The sequence below is a fragment of the Brevundimonas sp. FG8 genome, assembly GCF_057808845.1.
This window is the reverse complement of sequence record NZ_JBMDIU010000001.1, coordinates 44232-70841: the sequence shown is the minus strand read 5'-3', so window position 1 is coordinate 70841 and position 26610 is coordinate 44232. Positions and strand designations below refer to the sequence as shown.

Annotated in this window: 24 protein-coding genes; 13 read left to right on the top strand and 11 right to left on the bottom strand. The window is 67.0% G+C overall.

What is annotated here, in order from left to right:
* Positions 1 to 135: 135 nt before the first annotated feature.
* Both ACODRV_RS00300 and ACODRV_RS00295 read left to right on the top strand, forming a co-directional pair.
* Positions 136 to 624 carry an Lrp/AsnC family transcriptional regulator gene (locus ACODRV_RS00300; protein WP_141625704.1) on the top strand — a complete coding sequence of 163 codons (489 nt, stop codon included), beginning with the start codon at positions 136 to 138 and terminating at the stop codon, positions 622 to 624.
* 37 nt (positions 625 to 661) lie between these two features.
* Positions 662 to 1594: a pirin family protein gene (locus tag ACODRV_RS00295; RefSeq protein ID WP_488907038.1), complete on the top strand. Its 933-nt coding sequence runs from the start codon at positions 662 to 664 to the stop codon at positions 1592 to 1594.
* A 6-nt stretch (positions 1595 to 1600) separates the two neighbouring features.
* Here ACODRV_RS00295 and ACODRV_RS00290 read toward each other — a convergent pair whose 3' ends face one another.
* Positions 1601 to 2950: an alpha/beta hydrolase family protein gene (locus tag ACODRV_RS00290; protein WP_488907037.1), complete on the bottom strand. Its 1350-nt coding sequence runs from the start codon at positions 2948 to 2950 to the stop codon at positions 1601 to 1603.
* Between the two features lie 230 nt (positions 2951 to 3180).
* Between ACODRV_RS00290 and ACODRV_RS00285 the strand changes: the two genes are divergently transcribed.
* A complete protein-coding gene (locus ACODRV_RS00285) occupies positions 3181 to 4167 on the top strand; it encodes an LLM class flavin-dependent oxidoreductase (protein WP_488907036.1) in 987 nt (328 codons plus the stop codon).
* Between the two features lie 200 nt (positions 4168 to 4367).
* Here the strand turns inward: ACODRV_RS00285 and ACODRV_RS00280 are convergent, their stop codons facing one another.
* The 5 genes from ACODRV_RS00280 to rpmH are packed head-to-tail and all read right to left on the bottom strand — an operon-like array spanning position 4368 to position 8403.
* Positions 4368 to 5327: an alpha/beta fold hydrolase gene (locus ACODRV_RS00280; RefSeq protein ID WP_488907035.1), complete on the bottom strand. Its 960-nt coding sequence runs from the start codon at positions 5325 to 5327 to the stop codon at positions 4368 to 4370.
* A gap of 41 nt (positions 5328 to 5368) precedes the next feature.
* Positions 5369 to 6010, bottom strand: coding sequence for a ribosome biogenesis GTP-binding protein YihA/YsxC (gene yihA, locus ACODRV_RS00275; RefSeq protein ID WP_488907034.1), 642 nt, complete (start codon positions 6008 to 6010; stop codon positions 5369 to 5371).
* A complete protein-coding gene (gene yidC, locus ACODRV_RS00270) occupies positions 6011 to 7837 on the bottom strand; it encodes a membrane protein insertase YidC (protein ID WP_141625698.1) in 1827 nt (608 codons plus the stop codon).
* Positions 7838 to 7842: 5 nt separating this feature from the next.
* A complete protein-coding gene (gene rnpA / locus ACODRV_RS00265) occupies positions 7843 to 8244 on the bottom strand; it encodes a ribonuclease P protein component (RefSeq protein ID WP_488907033.1) in 402 nt (133 codons plus the stop codon).
* A gap of 24 nt (positions 8245 to 8268) precedes the next feature.
* Positions 8269 to 8403 carry a 50S ribosomal protein L34 gene (gene rpmH, locus ACODRV_RS00260; RefSeq protein ID WP_123288089.1) on the bottom strand — a complete coding sequence of 45 codons (135 nt, stop codon included), beginning with the start codon at positions 8401 to 8403 and terminating at the stop codon, positions 8269 to 8271.
* A gap of 132 nt (positions 8404 to 8535) precedes the next feature.
* Between rpmH and ACODRV_RS00255 the strand changes: the two genes are divergently transcribed.
* The 5 genes from ACODRV_RS00255 to ACODRV_RS00235 all read left to right on the top strand — a co-directional run bounded on the left by ACODRV_RS00255 (position 8536) and on the right by ACODRV_RS00235 (position 13780).
* The gene (locus ACODRV_RS00255) at positions 8536 to 9258 is read left to right on the top strand and encodes a TVP38/TMEM64 family protein (RefSeq protein ID WP_488907032.1); all 723 of its coding nucleotides are present in this window, start codon (positions 8536 to 8538) and stop codon (positions 9256 to 9258) included.
* Positions 9259 to 9298: 40 nt separating this feature from the next.
* The gene (locus ACODRV_RS00250) at positions 9299 to 10759 is read left to right on the top strand and encodes a sensor histidine kinase (RefSeq protein WP_141625695.1); all 1461 of its coding nucleotides are present in this window, start codon (positions 9299 to 9301) and stop codon (positions 10757 to 10759) included.
* 99 nt (positions 10760 to 10858) lie between these two features.
* Positions 10859 to 11338 carry a hypothetical protein gene (locus ACODRV_RS00245; RefSeq protein WP_141625694.1) on the top strand — a complete coding sequence of 160 codons (480 nt, stop codon included), beginning with the start codon at positions 10859 to 10861 and terminating at the stop codon, positions 11336 to 11338.
* A gap of 26 nt (positions 11339 to 11364) precedes the next feature.
* A complete protein-coding gene (locus ACODRV_RS00240) occupies positions 11365 to 12942 on the top strand; it encodes a carboxylesterase/lipase family protein (RefSeq protein ID WP_488907031.1) in 1578 nt (525 codons plus the stop codon).
* A gap of 4 nt (positions 12943 to 12946) precedes the next feature.
* Positions 12947 to 13780: a TonB family protein gene (locus ACODRV_RS00235; protein WP_168196769.1), complete on the top strand. Its 834-nt coding sequence runs from the start codon at positions 12947 to 12949 to the stop codon at positions 13778 to 13780.
* Here the strand turns inward: ACODRV_RS00235 and ACODRV_RS00230 are convergent.
* Positions 13777 to 14817 (bottom strand): oxidoreductase, encoded by a 1041-nt coding sequence (locus ACODRV_RS00230; protein ID WP_488907030.1) that lies wholly within the window; start codon positions 14815 to 14817, stop codon positions 13777 to 13779. The two genes, ACODRV_RS00235 and ACODRV_RS00230, sit on opposite strands and share 4 nt — an antisense overlap.
* A gap of 157 nt (positions 14818 to 14974) precedes the next feature.
* On the opposite strand from ACODRV_RS00230, the gene ACODRV_RS00225 reads away from it, so the two are divergent.
* Positions 14975 to 15736, top strand: coding sequence for an energy transducer TonB (locus ACODRV_RS00225; RefSeq protein WP_488907029.1), 762 nt, complete (start codon positions 14975 to 14977; stop codon positions 15734 to 15736).
* A 16-nt stretch (positions 15737 to 15752) separates the two neighbouring features.
* On the opposite strand, the gene ACODRV_RS00220 is transcribed toward ACODRV_RS00225, so the two are convergent.
* Positions 15753 to 16802 carry a ribonucleotide-diphosphate reductase subunit beta gene (locus ACODRV_RS00220; protein WP_488907028.1) on the bottom strand — a complete coding sequence of 350 codons (1050 nt, stop codon included), beginning with the start codon at positions 16800 to 16802 and terminating at the stop codon, positions 15753 to 15755.
* A gap of 212 nt (positions 16803 to 17014) precedes the next feature.
* Positions 17015 to 19162, bottom strand: a complete 2148-nt coding sequence (locus tag ACODRV_RS00215; RefSeq protein WP_488907027.1) for an ATP-binding protein — start codon at positions 19160 to 19162, stop codon at positions 17015 to 17017.
* A 182-nt stretch (positions 19163 to 19344) separates the two neighbouring features.
* On the opposite strand from ACODRV_RS00215, the gene ACODRV_RS00210 reads away from it, so the two are divergent.
* Both ACODRV_RS00210 and ACODRV_RS00205 read left to right on the top strand, forming a co-directional pair.
* Positions 19345 to 20124 carry a hypothetical protein gene (locus ACODRV_RS00210; protein WP_488907026.1) on the top strand — a complete coding sequence of 260 codons (780 nt, stop codon included), beginning with the start codon at positions 19345 to 19347 and terminating at the stop codon, positions 20122 to 20124.
* A 57-nt stretch (positions 20125 to 20181) separates the two neighbouring features.
* Positions 20182 to 20943, top strand: coding sequence for a metallophosphoesterase family protein (locus ACODRV_RS00205; protein ID WP_141625687.1), 762 nt, complete (start codon positions 20182 to 20184; stop codon positions 20941 to 20943).
* Here ACODRV_RS00205 and ACODRV_RS00200 read toward each other — a convergent pair.
* Positions 20940 to 22505 (bottom strand): restriction endonuclease, encoded by a 1566-nt coding sequence (locus tag ACODRV_RS00200; RefSeq protein ID WP_488907025.1) that lies wholly within the window; start codon positions 22503 to 22505, stop codon positions 20940 to 20942. The two genes, ACODRV_RS00205 and ACODRV_RS00200, sit on opposite strands and share 4 nt — an antisense overlap.
* A 58-nt stretch (positions 22506 to 22563) precedes the next feature.
* Positions 22564 to 23301, bottom strand: a complete 738-nt coding sequence (locus ACODRV_RS00195) for a phosphatase PAP2 family protein (RefSeq protein WP_141625685.1) — start codon at positions 23299 to 23301, stop codon at positions 22564 to 22566.
* A gap of 270 nt (positions 23302 to 23571) precedes the next feature.
* Here ACODRV_RS00195 and ACODRV_RS00190 point away from each other — a divergent pair, with 270 nt between their 5' ends.
* Both ACODRV_RS00190 and ACODRV_RS00185 read left to right on the top strand, forming a co-directional pair.
* On the top strand, positions 23572 to 25455 hold the full coding sequence (locus ACODRV_RS00190) for a ribonucleoside-diphosphate reductase subunit alpha (protein WP_488907024.1): 1884 nt from the start codon (positions 23572 to 23574) through the stop codon (positions 25453 to 25455).
* Positions 25456 to 25671: 216 nt separating this feature from the next.
* Positions 25672 to 26553 carry a lipid A-modifier LpxR family protein gene (locus tag ACODRV_RS00185; RefSeq protein ID WP_240811715.1) on the top strand — a complete coding sequence of 294 codons (882 nt, stop codon included), beginning with the start codon at positions 25672 to 25674 and terminating at the stop codon, positions 26551 to 26553.
* Positions 26554 to 26610 lie beyond the last annotated feature (57 nt).

Here is a 26610-nt window from a genome sequence, read left to right as displayed (position 1 = left end):
TCCGGTTGATCCGAGCGCGTTTTCCTCAATCAGCGATCTAGCACGAGGTCGGCGCCAAGGCTCGCTCGATTTTGACCTTGCCTTGTGCACATCGCGGGTATTTTATTGCGCCATAATAATAAGTGGAGAAACGCATTGGCCGAAGAGCTGGATCCCGTCGACGCCCGAATTCTGGACATCCTTCAACAGGACGCCGGATTGTCGGTTGCCGAGGTCGCTGACCGTGTCGGTCTGAGCGCCTCGCCCTGCTGGCGACGGATCAAGAGGCTGGAGGATACCGGCTTCATCCGCAAGCGCGTTACGCTGCTGGACGCCGACAAACTGGGCCTGGACTTCGAGGTCTACGCCATCGTCAAGCTGAGCCTGCCCTCAAGCGAGAATCTGGACACCTTCGAGGCCGCCGTCGCTCACTGGCCCGAGGTGGTGCAGTGCGCCACCATCACCGGCCGCGAGGACTATGTGCTGCGGATCATCACCTCCGACATGCACGCCTTCGACAAGTTCCTGCGTGAGAAACTGCTCAGCCTGAACATCGTGTCGGACTGCGAGAGCCACATCGTCACCCGGGGCGTGAAGAATGTGACCACCCTCCCCCTTGGCATAGTGACCCCGCACGTCGGATAGTGACGGTCGGCCCAGGGACGGGCCGGGGGACACAGACATGATCGAACTGGTGATCGACGCGCGCCGCAAGGACCTGGGCGGGTTCGAGGTCGGCCGCGTGCTGCCCTTCCATTCGCGCCGGATGGTGGGGCCGTTCATCTTCCTGGACCAGATGGGGCCGGCGGAGTTCGCGCCGGGCAGCGAGGCGATCAATGTGCGGCCTCACCCGCATATCGGCCTGTCGACCCTGACCTATCTGTTCGAGGGCGAGATCATGCACCGGGACAACACCGGCGCCACCGAGGCGATCCGCCCGGGCGAGGTGAACTGGATGACCGCGGGCAGCGGGATCGTCCACTCCGAACGCACCGATCCGCTGAAGAAGAGCCAGGGCGGGGCGATGCACGGAATGCAGGCCTGGGTCGCCCTGCCCAAGGAACTGGAAGAAACCGCCCCCGCCTTCCACCACTTCGGCGAGGACGGCCAGCCCGCCTATGAGAACGCGGGTCTGTTCGCCCGTCTGGTCGCGGGCGAGGCCTACGGCGCCAAGGCCTTGGCGCCCGTGTCGTCGCCGCTGTTCTACGTTCACTGGGAACTGGCCGAGGGCGTGCGGACCGCGCCGCCTCCGGGCAAGGGCGCTGGCGGCTATTCCGAACGCGCCCTCTATGTGGTGAAGGGCGAGATCGAGGTCGGCGACCGCACCTTCCACGAAGGCCAGATGATCGTGCTGGAGCCCACCGCCGAACCGACCGTGAAGGCGATCCGCCCGTCGTCGGTCATGGTGCTGGGCGGCGAGCCCGTGGGGCCACGCGTGATCTGGTGGAACTTCGTCTCGTCCTCGCAGGAGCGGATCGATCAGGCCAAGGCGGACTGGAAGGCCGGACGCATGGCCCTGCCCGCCGAGGACGACCTGGAGTTCATCCCCCTGCCCGACGTGCCCGCCACGCCGGAACCGGCGCCGGACAAGCCGGAACCGACCCACCCGGTCTGAGGCGGCTCACAGCCCGCTGCGCGCCGCGACCCAGTCGACCACGGTCGAGATCGCCTCTGGCGCGAGGGTGGTCTCGATCTGCCCGTACTCCGCCATCAGACCGGTCGTCGCGGGCTGGAGCAGGTGGTTCAGGCCGGGCAGGACGACGATGTCGGCATCCGGCTTGAGCGCACGCAGGGCCGGACCGTTCTGATCAGCCGAGACCTGAAGGTCCTTGCTCCCGTACAGGGCCAGCATGGGCACGCGGACGGCGCGCAGGGAGTCCGACGGGTCGTGCGCGATCATCTGACGATAGTAGGCCGAGCTCATCTGGGCGGCCGTCGACGCGGCCTGCGCCTGTGGCTGGCCCGCCGCAACCAGAATGGCCTCGACCTCGCGCGCGACCGCCGCCGGATCATCGGCGTTGTCCGCGACGGCGCGCATCAGGGACGCCTGCAGGGCGCCCAGAGCGGCATCCTGTTCCGGTGTGGCGCCGGAGGCGACGCGGATCAGGTGGGCCTGTTCCTCGATGATCGCACCGCCGGAGACGGTCGGGCCCGCCAGCGTCACGATCCACGCCAGCGGCGCGCCGTCCTGCACCAGCATCGGGGCGATGGTCCCGCCCTCGCTGTGACCGATCACCCCGATCCGGCCATGGTCGATGTCCTGCCGGGTCAGCAGGTAGTCCACGGCGGCGCGGGCGTCGCCGGCGAAGTCGGCGACGGTGGAGCCCAGGAAGCTGCCGGTCGAGGCGGCCACGCCCCGATCATCGTAGCGCAGCACGGCCACGCCCCGCCTGGTCAGGACGTCGGCCCAGACGGCGAAGGGCTTGTGATCCAGAATGGTCTCGTCCCGATCCTGCGCGCCCGAACCGGTGACCAGCACCGCCGCCGGGAACGGCCCCGATCCCTGCGGCAGGGTCAGGGTTCCGGCCAGCCGCACGCCCGGCGCGGCCGGGTTGTCGAAAGCCACGTCTTCGCTGCGATAGGCGAACGGCGGCCGCGGCGTTTGCGGACGCGACGGCCCGGCAGCGATCTCGCCCCGCTGGAACTGCATGGGCGCGCTCACGCCGCCCTGCGCCAGCGTGCCGGACAGACTGCGCCCGTCCTCGGCCAGCAAGCCCTCGAAACGACCGTTGATGGCGGAGACGGTGAAGCGGACCGTGCGCCCTTCGACCGCCGAGGTCGCGGGAATGCCCCGCGCGCCCTGATCGGGGCTGTCCATGGTGGTCGCGCCGTCGGCGGCGACGTTGAAGACGATGCGGATCGACTGCCCGCCCACCGACAACCGCCCCTCCCAGGCGCCTGTGATGTCGGGCGAGACCTGTGCGGGCGCGACGGCCACGGCGACGGCGAGGATCGGCGAAAGAATGGTCATGGAGCCCTCCATTCCGGAGAGCCTATGCGCGCCTCTCGTTTGTGGCGAGTGAAGAGTGAGTGGTGAGTCGAGAAGGCGGGCGATGCTGGCCGCGCCGTGAGCCGCCGCTTCCTGCTTCCTGCTGCGTGCCCCCTTACTCACGACTCACCACTCACTCTTCACCCCCGTTTCGTCGCAATCCGTAACCGGACAGGACTTGAATGACCGGCGGGAGACCCGATCTGTCGGCCATGACCGCTTTCTCCGTGCTCGACCTGTCGCCCATCGTCGAGGGCGGCGACGCCCGCCGCGCCCTTCTGGAAACCGCCGAACTGGCGAAGACGGCGGAACGGACCGGCTTCAACCGCTTCTGGCTGGCCGAGCACCACAATATGCCCGGAATCGCCAGCGCCGCGACGGCCGTGGCGCTGGGCTTCGTGGCGGGCCAGACGCAGACCATTCGCGTCGGTTCCGGCGGCATCATGCTGCCCAACCATGCGCCGCTGGTGGTGGCTGAGCAGTTCGGGACGCTGGCGGCCCTCTATCCCGACCGGATCGATCTGGGGCTGGGCCGCGCGCCCGGCACGGACGGTGAGACCGCGCGCGCCCTGCGCCGCTATTTCGACGCCGCCGACCAGTTCCCGCGCGATGTGTTCGAGCTTCAGAACTTCCTCGGCGATCCTGTGGAGGGCCAGCGCGTCACCGCCTGGCCGGGCGCCGGATCGAAGGTGCCGATCTGGCTGCTGGGCTCCAGCCTTTTCAGCGCCGAACTGGCCGCCCATCTGGGCCTGCCCTTCGCCTTCGCCAGCCATTTCGCGCCGGAGCTTCTGTTGCAGGCGCTGGAGACCTATCGCGCCGGCTTCCGTCCGTCGAAGCAACTGGCCGAGCCGTATTCGATGGCCGCGATCAACGTCTTCGCCGCCGACAGCGATGCGGAGGCGAAGCGCCTGTCGACCTCGATGCAGCAGTCGTTCGCGGCGGTCGTGACGGGCAAGCCCGGCAAGCTGAAGCCGCCGGTGGACGACATCGCCACGGTCCTCGACGCCCGCCAGATCGCGGCGGTCGAAAGCCGCCTGACCTATGCCGCCATCGGCGGCGTGGACACGGTGCGGACCAAGCTGGCCGAGTTTATCGCCACGACCGGGGTGAACGAGGTGATGGTCACCGGCATGATCCACGATCTGGATGCACGCCTGCACAGCCTCGAGGTGACGGCGGAAGCCATCGCCGGTCTGTGATCCGACGAGGGTGCACTCAAATATTTTTTGAGTGCACAAAGGTGCACTTTTTCGCGCTTGGCAAAGCTTGAGGCCTCCACTCAACCGGAAGCGAACGGTTCGGATCGCGATTTCAAAAACCGGGGCACAGTGTGGCACGCCGGTACGTCAAAATTGGACGTACCGATCCACGGGCGTCGCAAATTGGTCCGTCGACTGGCTCACAGCCCGTCCAGAAACTTCAGCAGCCAGCCGTTCACCACCTCGGGCCGTTCCTGCTGGATCCAGTGACCTGCGCCGGGGACGACGACCTGTGAGCGGAGGTCCGGAACCAGCGCCTTCAGCCCCGCCTCGTGCTGGCCGGAGTAGTGCCGCACCGGATCGCGGTCGCCGACCATGAAGGCGCCCGGCACGCGCACCTGCGCATCCTGCAGGAAGGCCGTCAGCGACCAGTTCAGGTCGATGCAGCGATACCAGTCCAGCGGAGCGCGGAAGCCGCCCGCCTCGAACGCCGCGACATACTCTGCGAAATGGTCGGCGCTCATCCACGGCGGCAGGGGCGCATCTTCGGGGACGGTGGAGATGAAATTCTCACCCGGCTGGATGAAGCCGGTGGACTGGAGCTCGGGCGGGGTGGCGCCGTCATAGGCCCAGAAGCCCTTGCGCAAGCCCGCCTCGACATCGACCTCGAACACGGAATGGGCGTCGGGAGCCTGGAACTGGTTGATGTAGAGCTCGCCCAGCCCGGCCCGCTTCGAAATGGCGGCCATGGCTACGGTCGGCGGTCCCTTGGCCCGGCGCGGCTGGAGCGGCACCGACAGGCAGGCCACGGCGGTGAAGACGTCCGGCCGCATCAGGGCGCAATGCCATGCGACCGGCGCGCCCCAGTCATGGCCGACGACGGTGCAGGTCGAATGCCCCAGCGCCCGCACCAGATCGACCATGTCCCCGACCAGATGCAGGACCGAATAGGCCTCCCGCTGCTCAGGCTTGTCCGTCCCGCCATAGCCCCGCATGTCCGGGGCGACGGCGTGATAGCCCGCCTGCCCCAGCGCCTCGACCTGCGCGCGCCAGCTGATCCCCAGCTCGGGGAAGCCATGGATGAACAGCACGAGCGGGCCTGAGCCGGCCTCCAGAACCTGTTGGCGGAGGGAGTCGGTCTGGATGTGGCGGGTTTGCATGGTCGCACCGAATCACTGGGCGCGATCTCGTGCAACCCGTTCTAGAGCACCACGCCCGTCGTGCGCATGATCTCGGCGCGCAGTTCGGGCATGCCGTCGCCCTTCTCGGCCGAGGTCACGATGACCGCCGGGAAGGCGGCGGGGCGTTTGGCGATGGCTTTCAGGGTTTCGGCCTGAACCTTTTCGGCCTCGCCCTTCTTCAGCTTGTCGGCCTTGGTCAGGACGATCTGGTAGCTGACGGCGGCCAGATCCAGCGCATCCAGCGCCTCCTTGTCGACCGACTTCAGGCCGTGACGGCTGTCGATCAGCAGATAGACGCGCTTCAGCGTCACCCGGCCACGCAGGTAGTCGCGGCCCAGATCCTGGAACTTCTTGACGGTCGATTTGGACGCCTTGGCCCAGCCGTAACCGGGCAGATCGACCAGACGCATCTTGCCGTCGAGGTCGAAGAAATTGACCTCGCGCGTCCGGCCCGGCTCGTTCGAGGCGCGAGCCAGCTTGTGCATGCCGACCAGCCCGTTGATCAGGCTGGACTTGCCCACGTTCGAGCGACCCGCGAAGGCGATCTCGGGCAGGTCCGGATCGGGCAGTTGCTCGATCTTGGCGCAGCCCATGACGAAGGTCGCCTGACGCGCAAACAGGATGCGCGCCTGCTCCAGTTCCTCGGGCGAGAAATCGTCCACCTAGGCCTTCGCCTTCTTGAACCGGGCCAGGAAGGTGTCGATCGGGTTCTCGGCCTTCAGGCGGTGCATGATGATGTACTGCTGCAGGATGGTGAGCACGTTCGACCAGCCCCAGTAGAGCAGCAGACCCGCCGGGAAGTTGACCATGATGAAGGTGAACACCACCGGCATGAACTGGAAGATGCGGCGCTGGACGGGGTCCGGAGCGGGCGGGCTCATGGCCATCTGCAGCCACATGGTGGCGCCGTAGATGATGGCCAGCACGCTCAGGCCCAGGCTGAAGCCGCCGCCGACGTGGCTGACCAGCAGGTTGCCGATGAAGGGCGCGGTCGACGGATCCCAGGGGATCAGGCCGAACAGGTTCCAGATGGTGGTGTGATCGGTCGCCGACAGGTCCTGCAGCCAGCCGAAGAAGGGCGCGTGCCGCATCTCGATGGTGACCGACAGCATCTTGTACACGGCGTAGAAGACCGGGATCTGGAGCAGCAGCGGCAGACAGCCGGCCAGAGGATTGATCTTCTCCTTCTGGTACAGGGCCATCAGCTCCTGTTGCTGCTTGGGCGCGTCGTCCGGGTGCTTCTTCTTGATCTCCTCCATCTTGGGCTGGAGGGTCCGCATCTTCGACATGCTCTCGTAGCTCTTGTTCGCCAGCGGGAACATGATGAGACGCACGGTCAGGGTCAGGGCCAGGATGGCCAGGCCGAAGTTGCCGATGACACCGTAGAAGAACTCGATCACCAGGAAGATCGGGCGGGTCAGGAAGAACAGGAAGCCCCAGTCGATGGCGTAGATGAAGCGCGGCAGGTTCAGCGACTTCTCGTAGCCCGACAGGATTTCATTGCGCTTGGCGCCGGCGAACAGGCGGCGGGTCTCGGTGATGTTGCCGTTGGCGGCGATGGTCACCGGCGCGCCCTGGACGTTCACCTCGTGGACCTTCAGGCCGTTGACGTCGCGGACGCGGTACTCGGCCTCGATCTGCTCGGCCTGATCCGGGATCAGGGCGGCCATCCAGAATTTGTCGGTGATCGCGGCCCAGCCGCCGGTCGACTGATAGGTCTGGACCGGCTTCTTGACCCAGTCGGCGTACTTCAGCGGACGGCTGGCGTATTTCTGGTCACCGCCGCCGAACACGCCCAAGGCGCCCTCGTGGACGATGTGGTTGCGGGCCACCTGCGGCACGCCCTGACGCTCGACGCGCGAGACCGGGGCGATGACGATCGGCTGGCCGCTGAAGTTGGCGACCGTGTCGGTCACCTGGAACATATACTGGTCATCAACCGAGATGCGGCGGGTGAAGCGCAGGCCCTGGCTGTTGTCCCAGGTCAGGGTGACCGGGGTGGTCGGGGTCAGCACCGAACCCTGCGTCAGACGCCAGACGGTGTTCGGGCCGGGCACGCCGCCACGAACGTTCGCGCCGTTCCAGAAGAACAGGGCCTGATAGGCGTCGCGCATGCCCTGCGGACGGAACAGCTCGACCGGGGGCGAGTCCTTGTCGAGGGTCTCGCGGTAGCTGGTCAGGAACAGGTCGTCGATGCGGCCGCCGGTCAGCGACAGCGAGCCCGTCAGCTGCGGCGTGCGGATCGGCACGCGGACCGAGGTCGCCAGCGCCTGACGGCGATCAGCGATGAAGACCGTGCCCGGGGTCGAGCCCGCAGCGGCGCCCGCCGGGGTCGCGGCGTTGGCGGCCTTCTCGGCGACCGCGGCGGCGCGCCTGGTCTCTTCAGCCTTGCGCTGCGGACCGACGACGAAGACCGAATAGAGGGTCACCATGATCGCCGCGAGCACGAAGAAGATGATCGTGTTGCGGCTGTTGTTCTGAGGGGGCATGGAAGTCAGGAATCCTGGCCGGCTGGCGGGGGCGTCGGGGGCGCGGACTTGGGCGCCGACCTCGGGGTCGCCAGCCTTGTAAGCGCCGATTTCACATCGTCAAGCAAACGGTCCCAGTCACGATCGACCGTGCCCATGCGGGCGATGAACACATAGTCGCTGCCGGCCACGCCGAACTGCGGCGCAAGCGCGCGGGCGGCCTCGCGCAGACGGCGTTTGGCGCGGTTGCGGATCACGGCCCCGCCGACCTTTCGCGTGGCCGTGAAGCCCAGGCGGATCGAGGCGTCGCCGTCCGCGCGATCCAGTCGCTGGACGACCACGGCGCCACGGGCCTCTGAAACGCCTTTCGCGGCCGCCAGAAACTGGGGCCGCGAAGTCAGGCGACAAATTTTCATTCTATCGCCCATGCGCTCGCGCAGAGCGCTGACGACTTAGGCCGTCAGGCGCTTGCGGCCCTTGGCGCGGCGGCGCTGAACAATCTTCTGACCGTTCTTGGTGGCCATCCGCGAACGGAAGCCGTGACGGCGCTTGCGCACGAGTCGCGACGGCTGATAGGTCCGCTTCACGGTCGGCTCCTGAGATAAATGAATACGAGTACGACGAAACGCGTCCGCCGCAGGAAGGGCGGGCGTATACGGGGACGATCCGACGGAGTCAACGCCGTAGCGCCCTTCTGATCCCCCCTGTACGGAGAGAATATGGCCCGTCTGAAGCGTTTTCTGCCCCTGATCGCCCTCGCGGCCGTCATCGCCCTGATCTTCGGCATGGGCTGGAACCGCTATCTGTCGCTGGACACCATCCGCGACCACGGAGCCGGGTTCCGCGCCTTCACGGCCCAGCACTATATAGTGAGCCTGCTGATCCTGATGGCCGTCTTCGCCATCCTGACGGCCAGCGTGGTGCCCGGCGTCTTCTTCGTGACCATCACGGCGGGCTATCTGTTCGGCCCTTGGGTGGGCGGGATTTCGACCTCCATTGCCGCCACCATCGGGGCCCTGATCGTCTATGGCGTGGCGACCTCGGCGCTGGGGCGCAGCCTGCGGGAGCGGGCCGAGCGGAATCAGGGCCTGATGCAGAAAGTCTGCGTCGCCATCGACAGGGATACCTTCTGGTACGTGCTGGCCAGCCGCCTTGCGGTCGTGGTGCCGTTCCACATGATCAATATCGCCGCAGGCATGATGACCGTGCGGCTGGCGCCCTACACCATCGCCACGGTGATCGGCCTGCTGCCGGCCCATACGATCTACTGCTGGATCGGCGCGCGGCTCAACACCCTGTTGGCCGAGAACCCCGATCCCGACTTCCAGGCCCTGTTCGGCCAGTTCTGGGCCCCGATGACGGGCGTCTTCATTCTGGCGGTGGTGCTTCCCTTCGCGATGAAGGGCATACAGGCGGCTCTGGGCCGAAAGGCCGCGACGTGAGAGAAGCAGCCCTTCCGGCCAGCCTTGCGTTAGGGGGAGAATGACGCCGCTGCGCGCCTTTCTGAGCGAAGTCCGCAAGGGCCTGCGCATTCCCGCCGACTGGCGCGAGCGCGTGCGTTTTCATGCGCCCGACGCCCTGTCCTGGCGCCTGCTCGGCCTGACCTTCCTGTTCGCGGCCTCGGTCGAGGTGCTGATCGTCGCACCCAGCGCGGCCAGCTTCCATGAGCGCTGGCTGCTGGATCGCCTGCAATCGGCCGAACTGGCCTCTGTCGGCGTCGAGGCCCTGCCCTATTCGGCGGTCGAGGACGACACCGCCGAGCAACTGCTGGCCATCGGGGGCGTGCAGGCCGTGGTCGTCGGCGATCAGGGCGTGCGCCGCCTGTTGCTACAGGCGCCCAATCTACCCCGCACCCCGGACCTGATCGACCTGCGTCAGCGGCGGCCGCTGGCCCGGCTGTGGGACCCGTGGCAGACCCTGTTCGGCCACCCCGACCGCTCGATCCGGGTGCAGGCGAGACCCCGTTACCGCTCCGGCGACTTCATCGAGATTCTGGCGCCCGCCCAGCCGCTGAAGTCGGAGCTGAAGACCTTCCTGCGCAACAGCCTGCTGACCTCCCTGTTCGTGTCGCTGGTCGCGGGGGGACTGCTCTACGCCGGCCTGGCCTTCCTGGTGCTGCAGCCCCTGCGGCGCGTGACCCGCTCCATCGAGCGCTTCGCCCATGATCCCGAGGCCGAGGGCGATCCGCCCAGCAAGCGGCAGGACGAGATCGGCCGCGTCGAGCGCGAACTGGCCCGGATGCAGGAGGAGGTGCGCCAGTCCCTGCGCTCGCGCGCCCGACTGGTGGCGCTGGGCGAGGCGGTGGCCAAGATCAATCACGACCTGCGCAACATGCTGACCTCGGCCCAGATGGCGTCGGAGCGGCTGGCCGATTCGCCGGACCCCGCCGTCGCGAAGGCCCTGCCCCGGCTGGAGCGGGCGTTGAGCCGCGCCGCCGCCCTGTCACGCAATGTGCTGGAGTACGGCCGCAGCGAGGAGCCGCCGCCGCAGAAGGTGCGCGCGCCCCTGTCGACCACCCTGACGCTGGCGGCGGAGGACGCGGGCCTCTCGCCCGACGGCGTGAAGCTGGTGAAGGCCCTGCCCGCCCGCTTTAACGTCCACGCCGACCCGGATCAGCTGTATCGCATTCTGGTCAACCTGCTGCGCAACGCCCGGCAGGCCATCGAGAGCGACGCCACCCGCCCCGACAGGCGGGGCTCCGTGCGGGTGTCGGGCTCCACTGAGGACGGCGACTGCGTGATCCTGATCACCGACGACGGCCCCGGCATTCCGCCGCGCATCTCGGAGCGTCTGTTCGAGGCCTTCGTCAGCGGACGGGCCTCGGGCGGCAGCGGGCTGGGCCTGACCATCTCCCGCGAACTGGCGGTCAACAACGGCGGCAGCCTGACCCTGATCGAGACCGGCCCCACCGGCACCACCTTCGAGCTGCGCTTCCCTCACTGAGCCAAGGCGTGAGCCAAATCGCCCGGCCGGCGTTTAGGCTCGCGGAGCGCCTCGAAACGGTCCAGCTTGTCAATGACGCTTCTGTTCAGGAGACCCGACATGACCCGAATGACCCTGTGCTGTCTCGCCGCCCTGACGCTGGCCGCCACGCCCGCCCTGGCCCAGACGGCAAAGCCGACCGCCACGCCCACGGCGCCCTCCGCCTCCCTGCAGCAGGCCGCGCCCACGCCGGGTTCCGACGAATGGCTGCGCCAGCGGGGTGAAACCTATCACTCAGCCCCGGAGTCCGCGCAGGACCCGGCCGAGGTTTCGGCCACCGCCAAGCTGAACGAAGGCATCGCGGCCCGGAACGCCGAGGCCGAGGCGACAGAGGCCGCCGATCAGGCGCGCTTCAACACCGAGAACCAGCGCTGGCAGGAAGAGTCCTCGCGGGCCAACACCGCCCGCGTTCAGTGGGAGTCCGACGTGGCCGCCGCCAACGCCGCGCGGGAGCAGTACGAGCGTGATCGCGCCGCCCATGAGGCCGAGGTCGCCGCCTGTGTGGCCAGCCGCCGCTGCACCCCGCCCTCGCCGCGCTGAGGCGGGTTCAAGCGCCGGGGGACGCATTGGACGATCACCGACTGACCCGTCGAGGGCTGGGGCTGGCCGCGAGCGCGGCCCTGACCCTGACGACGCCCCTGGGCGCCGCTCCGGCGTTCGGGCGGGACAGACAGCGCGTCGTCGCCGAAACCCGGTACGGATCAGTCCGCACCACCCCGGACGGGAGGGTGCTGTCGGCGAAGGGCGTTCCCTATGGCCGGGCGCGCCGGTTCGAGCGGCCCGGGCCGCCCGCGCCGTGGACCGGTCGGCCTGACTTCACCCGCTTCGGTCCCGCCTCGCCCCAGCGGGGTCGTGAGCCCAACCAGTCCGAGGATTGCCTGCGCCTGAACCTCTGGACGCCGGCGCTGGATCAGGCCCGCCGTCCGGTGATCGTCTACATCCACGGCGGCGCCTATTCGACCGGCTCGGGCTCCAGCCCTCTGACCCATGGCGCGCGGTTGGCGGCGCGAGGGGATGCGGTCGTCGTCACCGTGAACCACCGGCTGGGGCCGTTGGGCTATGCGCCGCTGGCCCGGATCGCGCCGGGCTTCGAGGACAGCGGCAATCTCGGTCAGCTTGATCTGGTGCTGGCGCTGGAGTGGGTGCGGGACAACATCACGGCCTTCGGCGGCGACCCCGCCTGCGTCACCGTCGTCGGCCAGTCGGGCGGCGGGGCCAAGATCGCCACCCTGATGGCCATGCCCGCCGCCGCGGGCCTGTTCCACCGCGCCGTGACGATGAGCGGCCAGCAGGTCACCGCCTCCGGCCCGTTGAACGCCACGCGGCGCGGACAGGTCTGGCTGGAGGCGCTTGGCCTGACGGCGGAACGCGCCGACGAGGTCCGCGCCCTGCCCGTCGCCCGCCTGCTGGAGGCCGCCGGCGCGACCGATCCCATCCTGGGCGGCTCTCTGTATTTCGGGCCGGTTCTGGATGGGCGCAGCCTGACGCGCCACCCCTTCTTCCCCGACGCCCCGGCGCAATCGGCCCACATCCCGATGATGATCGGCAACTGCCGTGAGGAGACGCTGGCCTTCCTCGGCGACGATCCGGCCAATGCCGGTCTGACGTGGGAGACCCTGCCCGCGAAACTGACCCCGTCGCAGATGCGCATCGACATCGCCCCGGACGAGGTAGTCGCCTGGTATCGCGCCGAGCATCCGGAACTGACCCCCGATCAGGTCCTGATCCGCGCCACCACCGCGGCCCGGTCCTGGCGGGCGGCGGTGATCGAGGCGGAGATGCGCGCGGCGCAGGGTTCGCCCGCCTGGGTCTACCAGCTGGACTTCCCCAGCCGCCGGACCAACGGGCGAACGGGCGCCTACCACACCTCCGACATCCCCCTGATGCTGGACAATGTCGAGGCCGAAGGGTCGGGCGCCGCCGGCCCTGACGGACAGGCCATGTCGGACCGGATGGCCGACGCCCTGCTGGCGTTCGCCCGCACAGGCGACCCGAACCATCCCGGACTGCCGCGCTGGACGCCCTATTCGCTGGTCCATCGCGAAACCATGGTGCTGGACCGCGCCTCCCGGATGGAGAACGATCCGCGCGGGGATGAGCGGCGCTTCTTTGGTCGAATCCCGTATATCCAGCCGGGAAGCTGAGGGGATGACGATGACGCATAGCCGGACGGCGGCTCTGACCGTTTGCGCGCTTTTGCTGGCCGGGGCCGCCTCGGCCCAGAACGCCCCGCAACGCCCGGCGATGATCACCAACCCCAGCTGGGCCTCCATCCCCGACGCCGAAACCATGGCCGAGGCGCACCCGGCCTTTGCGAGCATGGCCGGTCTGCCCGGGATCGTGACCCTGAGCTGTCTGGCCCGATCCGATGGAAACCTGACCGGATGCACGGTCCTTCGGGCCGCTCCCGCCGGCGTGGGATTTGACCGGGCGGCCCTGTCCCTGATCCCGGAGTTCCGGATCAGTCCCCGCACGGTGAACGGCGCCGAGGTCGGCGCCCGGGTTCAGTTCAATATCCGCTTCCTGCCGCCCGAGCCCAAACCGATCCTGCCATGGACCGGCGCGGAGCCCGCGGCCGAGCACATCCGCAACGCCGCCGCCGTGGTGGCGCAGCTTGAGCCGGACATGGCCGCGGACTTCGAGGAAGAGCTGCGACACCTCGACGTCGACACCGACCGTGAGGACGCGGTCCGCGCCATCGTTCGTCAGGTTGATGCGGAATTCGCCGACCGGCAGAAGGCCGCCGCCGCGCTCGGCATGGCGCGCCTGCTCAACCCGTCCCAACTGACCGCATTCGCGAATGGCCTGCCTCCGTCAGGGCCGCCGCCGTCCGAAGAGACGATGACACGGGCCGGAGACCGGGCCATGGCTCTGGACGCCGAACAGTCCCTGCGGCTGAAGACCCTCTATTGCGCGCGGTACGAATGCCCGGCCATCGGCCCGCCGCCACGGGACGCCGTTCGCGGCGGCCTGCGCAACTAGCCCACCGCCACCTCGGCCCTTAGCCGGTCGCTCTCGAGTCCGGCTTCCAGCACCGCCATGACCGCCAGCGCCTGTTCCGGCGGCACGGGGTTGTCTCCGCGTCCGGTCAGGGCGGCCGCGACGGCGGCGTAGTAGGCCGGATAGTCGCCGGACGGACAGGCGACCTCGGCCCGGGCGCCGGTCCCGCCGTCAACGACCGTGGCCGGGCGGGGATCGACAGCCCACCCCGGAACACCGACGGCCTCGCCCGCCTTCAGTTGATCTTCCTGCACATCGAGGCCGCCCTTCAGCCAGCTGGCCTTCGCGCCATGCACGGCGAAGCGGATGTCGGGCGCGGGGGTGGTCATGTCGGCGTGCAGGATCACCCGCTTGTCGGCGTAGCGCAGGATCGCATGGGCCCAGTCGGTCGCCTGACCACCCTCGCGCAGCACCGCCAGTTCGCAGGTGACGCCCAGCGGCATGCCGAACAGGACCAGAGCCTGATCGATCAGATGCGGCCCCAGATCATTCCAGATGCCCCCGCCCGGCCCGGCCCGCTCGCGCCAGCGGTCGCGAACCTCGGGCCGGAAGCGGTCGAAATGGCTTTCAAAGGTGCGGATATCGCCCAGCGCGCCCGAGGCGATCTGCTGTTGCAGACCGAGGAAGTCCGCGTCCCAGCGGCGGTTATGGAAGATCGACAGGAGCAGCCCCCGGTCGCGCGCCAGATCGGCCACGCCTCGCGCCTCCTCCAGCGACAGGGCGAAGGGCTTGTCGATCACCACCGCCTTGCCCGCCTCCAGCGCGGCGCGGGCCTGTGGGGCGTGCAGGTCGTTGGGCGTGGCCAGCACCACCAGATCAATCTCCGGATCGGCCAGCACCGCCTCGAAGTCCGCCTCAGCCCGGGCGTCCGGCCAGAGCGCGCGCGCCTCGTCCGGCTTGCTGGTGACGATGGTGTGCAGCCGCAGGTCCCCGCAGGCGGCGATCAGCGGCGCATGAAAGGTCCGGCCGGCGTAGCCGAAGCCGACGAGGACGACATTTGAGACAGGACGAGCGCTCATGCCCCGTTCTAACGCGTCGGACGCCGGAATGGGGTCACGTTCTGCGACACGAAGACGTTGCCATTCACGCGCTACACACGCGATAAGTCACACGTCATCCGGTCTGGAGGGATCGGGGCGTATCAGGGGGAAAGCCATGTTGAATCGAAGACTTGCGATGGCCGCAACGGCCGTCGTCGGAACCCTGACGCTCGCATCGTGCGAAAAGGGTCCCGAAGTGGTCCCGGCCAAATTCGCCGCCCGTCCCTCGGTGTCGGACATCAACGAGGCCTATCCCGTCTTCGCCCGGATGGCGCGCATCCCCGGCAAGGTGAAGATGCGCTGTGAATACACCATCTCCGGCACGCTTCAGCGGTGCCGTCAGGTGGCGGTCGCGCCGGAAGGTCTGAATTTTGAAAAGAGCGTGTCGCGCCTGCTGGCGAAATACACGGTCACGCCCCAGACCTATGACGGTCGCCCGGCGCCGGCCCCCATCACCTTCGTGATCAGCTTCGACCCGCCCGCCGCGCCCCAGCCCTACGCCGGTGAACCGGTGCGCGACGCCGACGTGGCGTCCCTGCGCCGTCAGCTGTCCTACATCGGCGCGGCCGAAGGGGAGTCCGCCGCCTATCGCGCCGCCCGTACGGTCGAGGTGGATCGGATGAACGTCGTCAGCGGGATGGTCACTCGCGCCTTCGAGGCGGAAGGGGCGCAACGCCGGGCGACCATGCCTCTGGCCGTCGTACAGACCATGCAGCCGGACGATCGCGCCCGCCTGTCGCGCCCGGACGCCTACATCATGCTGCCCACGATCTGGCAGATCGAGGCGACCAGCCCCGAGTTCTTCGCCGCGAACGAGCGTCTGGCCGCGCATATGCGCAACGCCTACTGCGCCGCCTATTCGTGCAGCACCGAGTTACCGGCCACGGCGGCCGAATAAGTCAGTAAGCGGGGGCTCAGGCCCCCGCGTCTTCCGTGCGCTTCTTCATCAGGGCGTCGAACGAGCCCCAGACGCCGTCGGCGCCGTGCCACGAGCCCTTGGTCGCGGCCTTGGAGTATTCGGTGGCGCGGGCTTCGAAGAAGTTGGCGTGCTCGACGCCCGACAGCAGGGACTGCAGCCACGGCAGCGGGTTCTCGTTCGAACCGCCGTACAGTTCCGGCAGCTGCAGCTGGCGCAGGCGCCAGTCGGCGATGAAGCGGATGTATTTCTTGATGTCGTCCGGCGTCATGCCCTTCACCGGCCCCATCTCGAAGGCCAGGTCGATGAACTTGTCTTCCATGTTCACGACTGTGCGGCAGCACTCGACGATGTCGTCCGCGACCGACTTGGTGACCGCGCCGGTCTCCTTGTTGAAGGCGTGGTACAGCTTGATGATGCCCTCGCAGTGCAGGCTCTCGTCCCGCACCGACCAGGACACGATCTGGCCCATGCCCTTCATCTTGTTCTGGCGCGGGAAGTTCATCAGCATCGCGAACGAGGCGAACAGCTGAAGCCCCTCGGCGAAGCCGCCGAACATGGCCAGCGTCCGGCAGATGTCGGCGTCGGTATCGACCCCGAACTGGCCCATGTAGTCGTGCTTGTCGCGCAGGGCCTCATATTCCATGAAGGCGCCGAACTCGGCCTCGGGCATGCCGATGGTCTCGAGCAGCAGGGCGTAGGCCGCGATGTGGATGGTCTCCATGTTGGCGAACGACGCCAGCATCATCTTGACCTCGGTCGGTTTGAACACCCGACCGTAGCGCTCCATGTAGTTGTCCTGGACCTCGATGTCCGCCTGGGTGAAGAAGCGGAAGATCTGGGTCAGCAGGTTGCGCTCGCTGTCCTCCAGATTGGCGGCCCAGTCCTTGACGTCCTCGCCCAGCGGCACCTCTTCGGGCATCCAGTGGACCTGCTGCTGCTTCTTCCACATGTCGAACGCCCACGGATAGCGGAACGGCTTGTAGGCGGCCGACGGGGTCAGCAGGCCGGGCGTGATCAGACCTGTGGGCGAGACGTGCGCGTTCATCGTGGGAGCTCTGACGGCGAATCCGTGAAAATGGATTTTCACCATGCGGGCGAGCGGCCCCGGCGCCAAGCCGAAATGCGGCTATTTAGCGATCACTTTTTTCATGAACGCTAGATGTAGTAGCTGCGCCATACGCACTTGGGGACGAAGCGGGGGATGATCCGGGGCGGACTTGCGCCGGCCCGCCAAGGACCTGAGCGTGGAGCGCCCGATCAGGCCGCGCGCCCGACCCGGGCTTCCGGCAGGTCGCCGGACAGGGCGCGGCTGACGGCGTCGAACAGGCCCGCCTGACTGACCGGCTTGGCCATGTGGGCGTTCATGCCCGAGGCGAGACAGCGGACCACATCCTCGGGCATGGCGTCCGCGGTCATGGCGACGACGGCCAGTCCGCAGCCCTGCGGCAGTGTCCGGATACGACGCGTGGCCTCCAGCCCGTCCATGCGCGGCATCCGCACATCCATGAGCACCAGATCGAAGATGTCCGCCTGGACGGCCTCGACCGCCTCGACGCCGTCGCAGGCTTCCACGACCTCGCAGCCACAGGCCTGCAGCATGATGCGGGCGACCTCGCGGTTCACCGGATGATCGTCCACGACCAGAATGCGGGGCGCGCGCTCATCCCCGGGCGCATCGGCCGCGGCCGGGACGGGCTCGGGGAAGTCCATGACAGCGGCCGGCGCGGAATCCTCCAGACGCGCCAGCGGCAGATGCAGGATGAAGGTCGAGCCGGCGCCCACTTCGCTCTCGACCTCGATCCGGCCGCCCATACGGGCGACATGGCGGGCCACCAGCGCCAGTCCCAGACCCGTGCCGGAGTGACGGCGTCCGATGGTGGCGTCGACCTGTTCGAACGCCTCGAACAGGGCGGGCATGGCGGCGTCGGGAATGCCGATGCCGGTGTCGGTGACGCGGATGACCACGCCGCCGGAATGATGATCCAGCCGCACGGTCACGTCGCCCGTCTCGGTGAACTTCACCGCATTGGCGATCAGGGGATGCAGGGTCTGGCGCAAGACGCGGCGGTCACAGGCGAAGCGGGCGCCCGGCGGCAGGTGGTCCTCCACCGTCAGCGACAGGCCCCGCGCATCGGCGGCGGCGCGGCTGGGGGTCGTCGCCTCCCGCGCCACGGCGGCCAGATCAAGCGCCTCGGGCGACAGGGCGTCGTCGCCATGGGCGAAGTCCAGAATGTCCTCGACCAGCATCAGCAGGCCGGCCCCGGCCTCGCGGATCTGATCCACCTGCCCCCGCGCATCGGGATGCAGGTCGGCGCGGGTGGACAGCAGGTCGGCGAAACCGGCGACCCCGTTCAGCGGCGTGCGCATCTCGTGGCTCATCACCGCCAGGAAGCGCGAGCGGGCGGCCGAGGCGTCCTCGGCCCGGCGGCGGGCCTCCTGCGCGGCCAGGGTGCGGGCGCGCAGCCGCGCCTCCAGCCGACGCCGCTCGCTCATCACCGTCGACAGCGGCAGAACGGTCGCGACCATCGCCAGCATATAGACGTGGTAGATGCCCAATTGCCGCACGATGGTCGGAACAGCCTCAAGGCCCTCGACCGGCACGGGCTGATAAAGACTGACGGGCCCGTTCCCGGTCAGGGTCGCCACGCCGCTGATCGCGGCCTGGATCAGCAGGGCGCTCCCGGCCAGGGTCGGCGACAGGCGCAGGGTGATCGCCAGCATCGGCAGGAAGGTCAGGAACTGCAGCGGCGCCTGGTCCTGAAGGAAGACGGCGAAGGTCACCACCATCATCCCGCCCATCAGGGCGACGGCTTCGAACCGCGAGGGAGGGGCGACGGCCCTGAACCGGTGCGCCCGGGCGAAAAGCAGCAGCACCGGCGTGACCAGCAACAGGCCCATCAGCTCGACGCCGGCCAGCGACCGGAAGGTGAAGAACAGCAGCGACAGCGGCGGATGACGCATCCCCCACAGCACGGTGACTCCCGCCGCGGCGACGACGGCGACCGAGACAACGGCGATAAGGGCGAAGCGCATCAGGCGGCGCGGACGGCGCATGTCCAGCGCGGCTCCGCAGAACCGGCGGGTCTGGATGGCCACCAGCCAGGCCAGCGCCATGTTCATCAGCGCATTGACCCACAGCAGCACGCCCGGGTCGCCCCGCAGGACATTGGAGAACAGGTTGATGGCGAAACAGGCGGTGATCGCCAGCATCGCCGGACGGCGGTGCAGTTGCAGCAGGGCCGCCACCATGATGCCGTTCGAGAGCCAGACCGTGACCGCGCCGAAATTGGCGGTGCTCCAGTGGCCGATGGTCTGGGAGGCGGCGAAGAGCAGGACATAGGCCCAGGGCGCCGGACCGGCGACCCGACCCGCTTCATGCCTGAACAGACGCCAACGTCCCTGCAACTGGAGGCCTCCCGTCTCCATCCCGTCGCACTACCGTTACGGTTCGATCCGTAAACAAACTTGCTTGAGGTCGAATGAGGGATTTCACCTAACGCGGGTGTCGGCTCCTGTACGGAACCGTGAGTGAGGGACGACCGTTTTTTGACCCGCGCCGCCTTCCTGCCGCGCCGCGGAGGAACGCCATGTCAGACCTGATCGCCGCACCGAGCTTCCATCCGCCGGAGGACGCCCTCGCCTTCTATGAGGAATCCCTGCGGCTGCTGAAGGAAAGCGGCATTCCCTTCCTGCTGTCGGGCACCTACGCCGTGACCGCCTATACGGGCATCAGTCGTCCGACCAAGGATCTGGACGTCTTCTGCAAGCCCGGCGACTACCCCCGCATTCTCTCCTTCTTCCAGGCGCGCGGTTACCGCACCGACGTCGAGGACGAACGCTGGATCGCCAAGGTCTGGAAGGACGAGAAGCATTTCTTCGACGTGATCTTCGCCATGTCGAACGGCACCATCGCCGTGAACGACAGCTGGTTCGGCGGCGACACGATCCAGGTCTATGGCCACGAAGTCGGCATCACCCCGCCGACCGCCCTGATCCTGTCCAAGGTCTTCATCCAGGACCGCTACCGCTATGACGGCGCGGATGTGAACCACGTCATTCTCAAGCAGTCGGACGCCATCGACTGGAAGGGCCTGCTCAACCAGATGGACCTCTATTGGGAAGTCCTGTTCGCCCATCTGCTGAACTTCCGCTTCGCCTACCCCACGGAGCGGGACCGGGTGCCCGGCTGGCTGATCGTCGAGCTGAACGAGCGCCTGCGCGCCCAGGTCGATCTGCCCGCCCCGCGCGTCAAGGTCTGCCGCGGCCGCCTGTTCAGCCCCCGTGACTATATCGCCGACATCAGCGAATGGGGCTTCGGCGACGTGGTGGGCAAGGGGCTGGAGGAGCGTCATGACCCCATACATTGAACAAGGGCGCTATCGCTCGCGACGCGGTCGCTCGCTGCTAGAGCGCGGGGGCGTGGCATGAACGACCCGCAAACCCCGCAGCCCGGCCTCGACGCCGGTCCGAAGAAGAAACTGCGCGTGGCCGCCGTCGGCGATCTGCACGTCGGCGAAAACCACGACCGGCCGTACCGCGAACTGTTCGAACGGGTCAGCGACGACGCGGACGTCCTGTGCCTCTGCGGCGACCTCGTGAATTTCGGCAAGACGCGCGAGGTCGAGATTCTTCTGGAGGACCTCCGATCCTGCAAGATCCCCATGGTCGGGGTGCTGGGTAATCACGAGCATGAGTGCGGCCAGCCCGAGCACGTGACGAAGATGCTGTGCGATGCAGGCGTCCAGATGCTGACCGGGCAAGCCTACGAGATCGATGGCGTCGGCTTCGCGGGCGGCAAGGGCTTCGTCGGCGGCTTCGGCCGCTACATGCTCAGTTCGTTCGGCGAAGCGACCATCAAGACCTTCGTGCAGGAGGCGGTCGAGGACGCCAACCAGATTGAGAACTCCATCCGCATGCTGCGGACCGAGCGGTCGGTCGTGCTGCTGCACTACTCGCCGGTGGTCGACACCGTGGTGGGCGAGCCGCCGGAGATCCACGCCTTCCTCGGCTCATCGCGCCTCGGCGAGACCATCGACCGCTATGACAACGTCAGCCTGGTCGTACACGGTCACGCCCACCGCGGCGCCCCCGAAGGCCGGACGAACAAGGGCGTGCCGGTCTACAACGTGGCCCTGCCCGTGCTGCGGACCTTGGGCGACCAGCCGTATAGGGTGTTCGAAGTCTAAGACGACACGTCCACGACCGGGTCCTTCCAATCAGCGGGCGCCTCGATCTTGGCATCAACACCTGCGTGCTCCTTTAGGAGATAGAGCAGGTTGCTTCCCGACAGGAGTTCGATCGGCTTTCCATCCGCAAAGGTGAAAGCTGCCTTACCGTAACCGCTTGTGGTGACGAGAATCCCCTTCGAGGCGCCCTCATTGTGCATTGTTCCGAAAAGGTCTCTGACCGCGCTGACACCAACCGTGTTCTTGTAACGTTTGGCCTGCACAACGACCTTACCGCCAAGTACGGGGCGAGGATCAAAGGCCACGCAATCAACACCGCCGTCTCGCGACGCTTGGGTCAGCTTTGTTTCCAAACCCATACTCTGAAAGAGATTCGTGATCAGGGATTCAAACTCGCCCGGCGTTAGCTCCATCAAGTTCGGGCGGGTATCCAATGCGGACAGCACATCTTGCTCTTCAACAAACCGAGGATCGGCCATGTTGATATCCACAACAGGCTTAATCGCGAGAAGCTCCGCGGGACTGCGTGACACGGTCGCGTTCAGCCTTTTCAAACACGCCACCGGATCAACCGCGCGCAACTCAACCCCCGTGAAAGCCTCGCGAGTTGTTCGCAGAGAAATAACATAGGGACGGACTTCCCGGCCCGTGGCGGGATCGATAGCGACCACAAACCCATTGAATGCCACGATGTCCAAAGGAGACGGTTCCAAAGCGACTAGCACTTCGTGAACGGTCCTCAGCGCGATCTGGGAAATGACTGTGAGGTATTGCTCTTTCCTTGAACGCTCGCTCCTTGCCTTCTCCCGGATTTGGTCCGTTGATCGGACGAAGGTGTAGCGCTCAACGGAGGGGATAGCCTCCAGCATCGTCGGCAGCTGGAAGTCCACAATCAGTTGCTTGGATTCTGGAAGGTACCCGACCCGGTGAGACACGGGGAAAGAGTCTGGATAGGTTGAGTTAGCAAGGACGAGGTCGAAGTAAGCCGTAATCGCGTCGATATCCCCGCTATCGACTCCCTCTTGAAACGCGTCGATCTCAGAATTGTGCTGCCCCACAGATGCCTGAAGCGCTTCGACGGCGTTGCTTCGCTTTGAAACTAGGCCTTCGTATTCGGCCAAGGCGACTGCGAGCTGGCGCTGCCCCTTAGCTACATCGAGCTCGAACCGCTTCGTTGCACCCGGAACCAGCTTGTCGATCCAAGTAAGCGCCTTGGGCGTGAAGCGTTCAGGGTCCGGCCTCTGCAGCGCTCTAAGCGCCGGCGGCAACTCGGATAGCTGGAATGTCCTCTTAAGACGGGAAATATCGATGGCCGGACAACTTTGAAGGCCATCACGGAGCAACCCGTTCAACTCGTCGTTCAGCGCATCAAGATCCTCGTTGAGGTCTTCGGCCTCATACGCTCGATCTTCAAGGTAGGCTTTCCGAGCCTCCTTGGCGTCGGCCCGCGCTTGCCTTTCCATCGCCCGGCCATGTGCAGCATGGGCCCGGACATTCGCCCGATGGGCCCGTTCGGCGGCCCGTCCTGCCCTCATCAATGCCGCTGTGAAGCTTCTTGCCATTTAACTCCCCCGAGTATTTGGGGAGCTTCGCACACAGCTTCTGGGCGAGCCAGTATTTCTACCCCGCCTCTTCGTCCTGCAGCCGCGCGTGCGCCGCGCTCTGGCGGCGTTCGACGGCGTAGGCGACCAGCCACAGGGCCATGGCCCAGGCGGCGCCCGCGCACCAGCCGGCGATGACGTCCGAGGCCCAGTGCGCGCCCAGATAGACGCGGGTCAGGCCGATCAGCATCGCAATGGTGATCGCACACCCCAGAATGAAGGCCTTGAACCGCTTCTGCGGGAAGGCGCGGGTCAGCATGACCCCCACCGTCAGATAGAAGACCGTCGACAGCAGGGCGTGGCCCGAGGGGAAGCTGGCGTTCAGGGTCTCGACCGCCTGATAGGCCAACGGCGGACGCTCGCGCTCGAACAGGGCCTTCAGGCCTTCGCTCAGACAGACGCCGCCCAGCAGGCCGACCACCAACAGCAGGGCGGACAAACGCTTCCTCTGGATCAGCAGGAAGCTGAAGGCGATCACCGCGAACAGGGTCAGGACCGAAATCCCGCCCAGCGATGTCAGGTCCGCCGCCGCCTCGTGCAGCCACCACGGCCCGCGCGGCTCTCCGGCCACAGGCTGCAGCCAGTGCAGGACCTGCAGATCGAACATCTGGCCGTCCGCCTCGGTCATGTCGTCAGCCAATTCCACGAAGGCCATCACCCCCAGGGCGATGACCAGCAGCGCGCTCAGCGCGGCGATTTCGGTTCGGGCGATGCGCAGTGCGCGGCGCCAGAATACGACTTGCTGTTCCCCGGTCATGGCCAAGCTAACGGTCACGTCTGTGAGACGTTCCCCTCACGCGTTCGTGATCAAATAAGGCGCAACCGTGTCATGCCCGCGTTACGGCCTGTCCACAGGCTCATCCCCCGTCTTGAACGCGATTCGCCCAGAAAGTGATCGTCAAGCCCGTTGACGGTTGGTTAGCCATCTGCGCCCCATATGTTGGCTCGGGGCGCGCTTCACCCACTAGGTCTTGTGGTTGGGAGCGCGGGGATACCTCGAAGATTTTTTGTTCAGGGCGGCGATCAAATGGCTGGCGGCGAAGCGTTGAAGACGGTGGAATTCCAGACGGTTGCGGGCGCAGAGGGCGAGGCTCGCCCCCATCTGTCGCTCGTCCCCTCGATCCAGATCGACCGTTCGCGGGATGATCTGCTCACGGACTTCGGCAAGAAGACCCTCGAGGACCGCTACCTGCTGGCCGGTGAGAGCTACCAGGACATGTTCGCCCGCGTCTCGACCGCCTTCTCGGACGACGCGGAACACGCCCAGCGCATCTACGACTATATGTCGAAGCTGTGGTTCATGCCGGCCACCCCGGTGCTGTCGAACGGCGGCGCGGATCGCGGCCTGCCGATCTCCTGCTTCCTCAACGCGGTCGGCGACTCGCTGGACGGCATCCAGAACGTCTGGAACGAGAACGTCGCCCTGGCCTCGAACGGCGGCGGCATCGGCACCTACTGGGGCGGCGTCCGCTCCATCGGCGAGAAGGTCAAGGGCGCGGGTCAGACCTCGGGCATCATCCCCTTCATCCGCGTGATGGACTCACTGACGCTGGCCATCTCGCAGGGCTCGCTGCGTCGGGGTTCGGCCGCTGTCTATCTGGACATCCACCACCCGGAGATCGAGGAGTTCCTCGAAATCCGCAAACCGTCGGGCGACTTCAACCGCAAGTCCCTGAACCTGCACCACGGCATCTCGATCACCGACGCCTTCATGGAAGCGGTGCGCGACGGCAAGACCTTCGATCTGCTCTCGCCCAAGAACGGCGAGGTCATGAAGACCGTGGACGCCCGGAACCTTTGGCAGAAGATCCTCGAGATCCGCATGCAGACCGGCGAGCCCTATCTGATCTTCTCCGACACGGTGAACCGTCAGCTGGCGCCGCACCAGAAGGCGCTGGGCCTGAAGGTCAAGCAGTCGAACCTGTGCGCCGAGATCATGCTGCACACCGGCCGCGACCACCTGGGCGTCGACCGCACTGCGGTCTGCTGCCTGTCGTCGGTCAACGCCGAGACCTTCCTGGAATGGCGCGAGGAGCCGAAATTCATCGAGGACGTGATGCGCTTCCTCGACAATGTCCTGGAAGACTTCATCCGCCGCGCCCCGCCCGCCATGGCCGCCGCCGTCTATTCGGCCAAGCGCGAACGTTCGGTCGGTCTGGGCCTGATGGGCTTCCATTCCTTCCTGCAATCGCAGGGCGTGGCCTTCGAAAGCGCGATGGCCAAGTCGTGGAACATGCGCCTGTTCAAGCATCTGCGTCGCGAGGCCGACAAGGCCAGCCGTCTGCTGGCCGAGGAGAAGGGCCCGTGCGAGGACGCCGCCGAGATGGGCGTGATGGAGCGCTTCAGCCACAAGATGGCCATCGCCCCGACCGCCTCGATCTCGATCATCTGCGGCGGCACCTCGGCGGGTATCGAGCCGATCCCGGCCAACATCTACACCCACAAGACCCTGTCAGGCTCCTTCGCGGTGAAGAACCCCTATCTGAAGAAGCTGCTGGCCGAGAAGGGCATCGACACCGAGGCGGTGTGGAACTCGATCCTCGAGCACGAGGGTTCGGTCCAGCACCTCGACCAGCTGAACGAGGACGAGAAGGGCATCTTCAAGACCGCCTTCGAACTGGACCAGCGCTGGGTCGTCGAACTGTCGGCCGACCGCGCCCCGGAAATCTGCCAGGCCCAGTCGATCAACCTGTTCATCCCCGGCGACGTGGATAAGTGGGACCTGCACATGCTGCACTGGCGCGCGTGGGAGACCGGCGTGAAGTCGCTCTACTACCTGCGCTCCAAGTCGGTGCAGCGGGCCGCCTTCGCCGGCTCGGAAGACAAGGCCGAGGCCGAGGTCGATCCGAACCAGCCCGACCTCTTCTCGGCGGCCCGCACAGACTACGACGAGTGCCTGGCCTGCCAGTAGGGCGTCGCCTGATCTGACATCGCGAGGGGCGGAGGCTTCGGCTTCCGCCCCTTTCGTTTGCGCGCGGCGCAAGGCCCCTGCTCCCAGCTTGGCCATACGGAACCCGAAGCCCCGATGGATCGTAATCAGGGCAAGGAAGTGTCGTGAAAATGTCTGTTGGCGGACCGGCCCCGTTGGTGCAGGGTTGAATCTGTTAACGGACTGAGGGGACCGTTGATGCGTGGTACGGCGATCTTGGCCGGAGTTCTGGTGTTCGGGTCCTGTGCGGCTTCCGCCGTCGCGGGCGAAGAGCGTTCAGGCCAGGTCGCGATGCCTGACCCGTGGACCGTGACCCGCGAGCGCCCGGCCACCGTCTCGGATCTGCTCACCCGGATGGACCGTGACGCCCGCTTCGCCGAAGCGGTGGATTTCGAGGACACGCCCAACGCCGACGCCTACGATCCGCAGGACCGTGCGAACTCGTGGGCGGTCAGCAACCGGGATGTCTGGTTCGAGGGCGGGGCCTACAATGATCGTCTGCGCCTGCGCACCGAGGGCCGCATCCGTCGGATCGACGGCGCGCCGCTGCCGCCCGGACCGCTGGACGTCGCCGCCTTCGACGCCGAACACTATGAGGTCAGCTACACCCGCGGCTGGACCGAGAATCTGGGGCGCACCCCTTCGGGGCTGAGCGTCACCCTGACCCCGCACATCGGCGTGGGCGTCGGCAGCCGGGGCGGCTCGACCGAGGCCGGCGCCACCCTGCGCATCGGCCGCGACATCGGCGACGATCTGGAGGCCCTGGTGCCCGAGGGACAGGAAGCCTTCGGCGAGCGTCAGCGCTGGTATCTCTACATCGCCGGCTCGGGCCGGGCGGTAGGCTATAATTTCGCCCGCACCCGCGACGGAGACTATGCACGGTCCGGCGTCAGCCACGACGCCGGCGATTTCATGGGCGACGCCTCTATCGGCGTGGCCATCCGCCGGGGCCCCGTTCAGGGTTCGATCGGTCTGGTGTATCGCGAGATCGAGAGCCGGGGCCTGCGCCTCGACCAGGACATCGACGCCAAGGTCGACGAAGGCATGATCGCCTTCCAGATCAGCATCAAGCCCGAGTGAGGCAGCAGTGAGCAGGAATCAGGCAGCCGTCTGATCAACCCTGCTGCCTGCTGCCTG

Coding starts and splice junctions, on each gene's coding strand:
- ACODRV_RS00255 (WP_488907032.1), top strand. CDS start 8,536: ATGGCCCGTCTGAAGCGTTTTCTGCCCCTGATCGCCCTCGCGGCCGTC.
- rnpA (WP_488907033.1), bottom strand. CDS start 8,244: ATGGGCGATAGAATGAAAATTTGTCGCCTGACTTCGCGGCCCCAGTTT.
- ACODRV_RS00285 (WP_488907036.1), top strand. CDS start 3,181: ATGACCGCTTTCTCCGTGCTCGACCTGTCGCCCATCGTCGAGGGCGGC.
- ACODRV_RS00220 (WP_488907028.1), bottom strand. CDS start 16,802: ATGAACGCGCACGTCTCGCCCACAGGTCTGATCACGCCCGGCCTGCTG.
- ACODRV_RS00245 (WP_141625694.1), top strand. CDS start 10,859: ATGACCCGAATGACCCTGTGCTGTCTCGCCGCCCTGACGCTGGCCGCC.
- ACODRV_RS00295 (WP_488907038.1), top strand. CDS start 662: ATGATCGAACTGGTGATCGACGCGCGCCGCAAGGACCTGGGCGGGTTC.
- ACODRV_RS00190 (WP_488907024.1), top strand. CDS start 23,572: ATGGCTGGCGGCGAAGCGTTGAAGACGGTGGAATTCCAGACGGTTGCG.
- ACODRV_RS00280 (WP_488907035.1), bottom strand. CDS start 5,327: ATGCAAACCCGCCACATCCAGACCGACTCCCTCCGCCAACAGGTTCTG.
- ACODRV_RS00205 (WP_141625687.1), top strand. CDS start 20,182: ATGAACGACCCGCAAACCCCGCAGCCCGGCCTCGACGCCGGTCCGAAG.
- ACODRV_RS00230 (WP_488907030.1), bottom strand. CDS start 14,817: ATGAGCGCTCGTCCTGTCTCAAATGTCGTCCTCGTCGGCTTCGGCTAC.
- ACODRV_RS00225 (WP_488907029.1), top strand. CDS start 14,975: ATGGCCGCAACGGCCGTCGTCGGAACCCTGACGCTCGCATCGTGCGAA.
- ACODRV_RS00250 (WP_141625695.1), top strand. CDS start 9,299: ATGACGCCGCTGCGCGCCTTTCTGAGCGAAGTCCGCAAGGGCCTGCGC.
- ACODRV_RS00200 (WP_488907025.1), bottom strand. CDS start 22,505: ATGGCAAGAAGCTTCACAGCGGCATTGATGAGGGCAGGACGGGCCGCC.
- ACODRV_RS00195 (WP_141625685.1), bottom strand. CDS start 23,301: ATGACCGGGGAACAGCAAGTCGTATTCTGGCGCCGCGCACTGCGCATC.
- yidC (WP_141625698.1), bottom strand. CDS start 7,837: ATGCCCCCTCAGAACAACAGCCGCAACACGATCATCTTCTTCGTGCTC.
- ACODRV_RS00290 (WP_488907037.1), bottom strand. CDS start 2,950: ATGACCATTCTTTCGCCGATCCTCGCCGTCGCCGTGGCCGTCGCGCCC.
- ACODRV_RS00235 (WP_168196769.1), top strand. CDS start 12,947: ATGACGATGACGCATAGCCGGACGGCGGCTCTGACCGTTTGCGCGCTT.
- ACODRV_RS00185 (WP_240811715.1), top strand. CDS start 25,672: ATGCGTGGTACGGCGATCTTGGCCGGAGTTCTGGTGTTCGGGTCCTGT.
- ACODRV_RS00210 (WP_488907026.1), top strand. CDS start 19,345: ATGTCAGACCTGATCGCCGCACCGAGCTTCCATCCGCCGGAGGACGCC.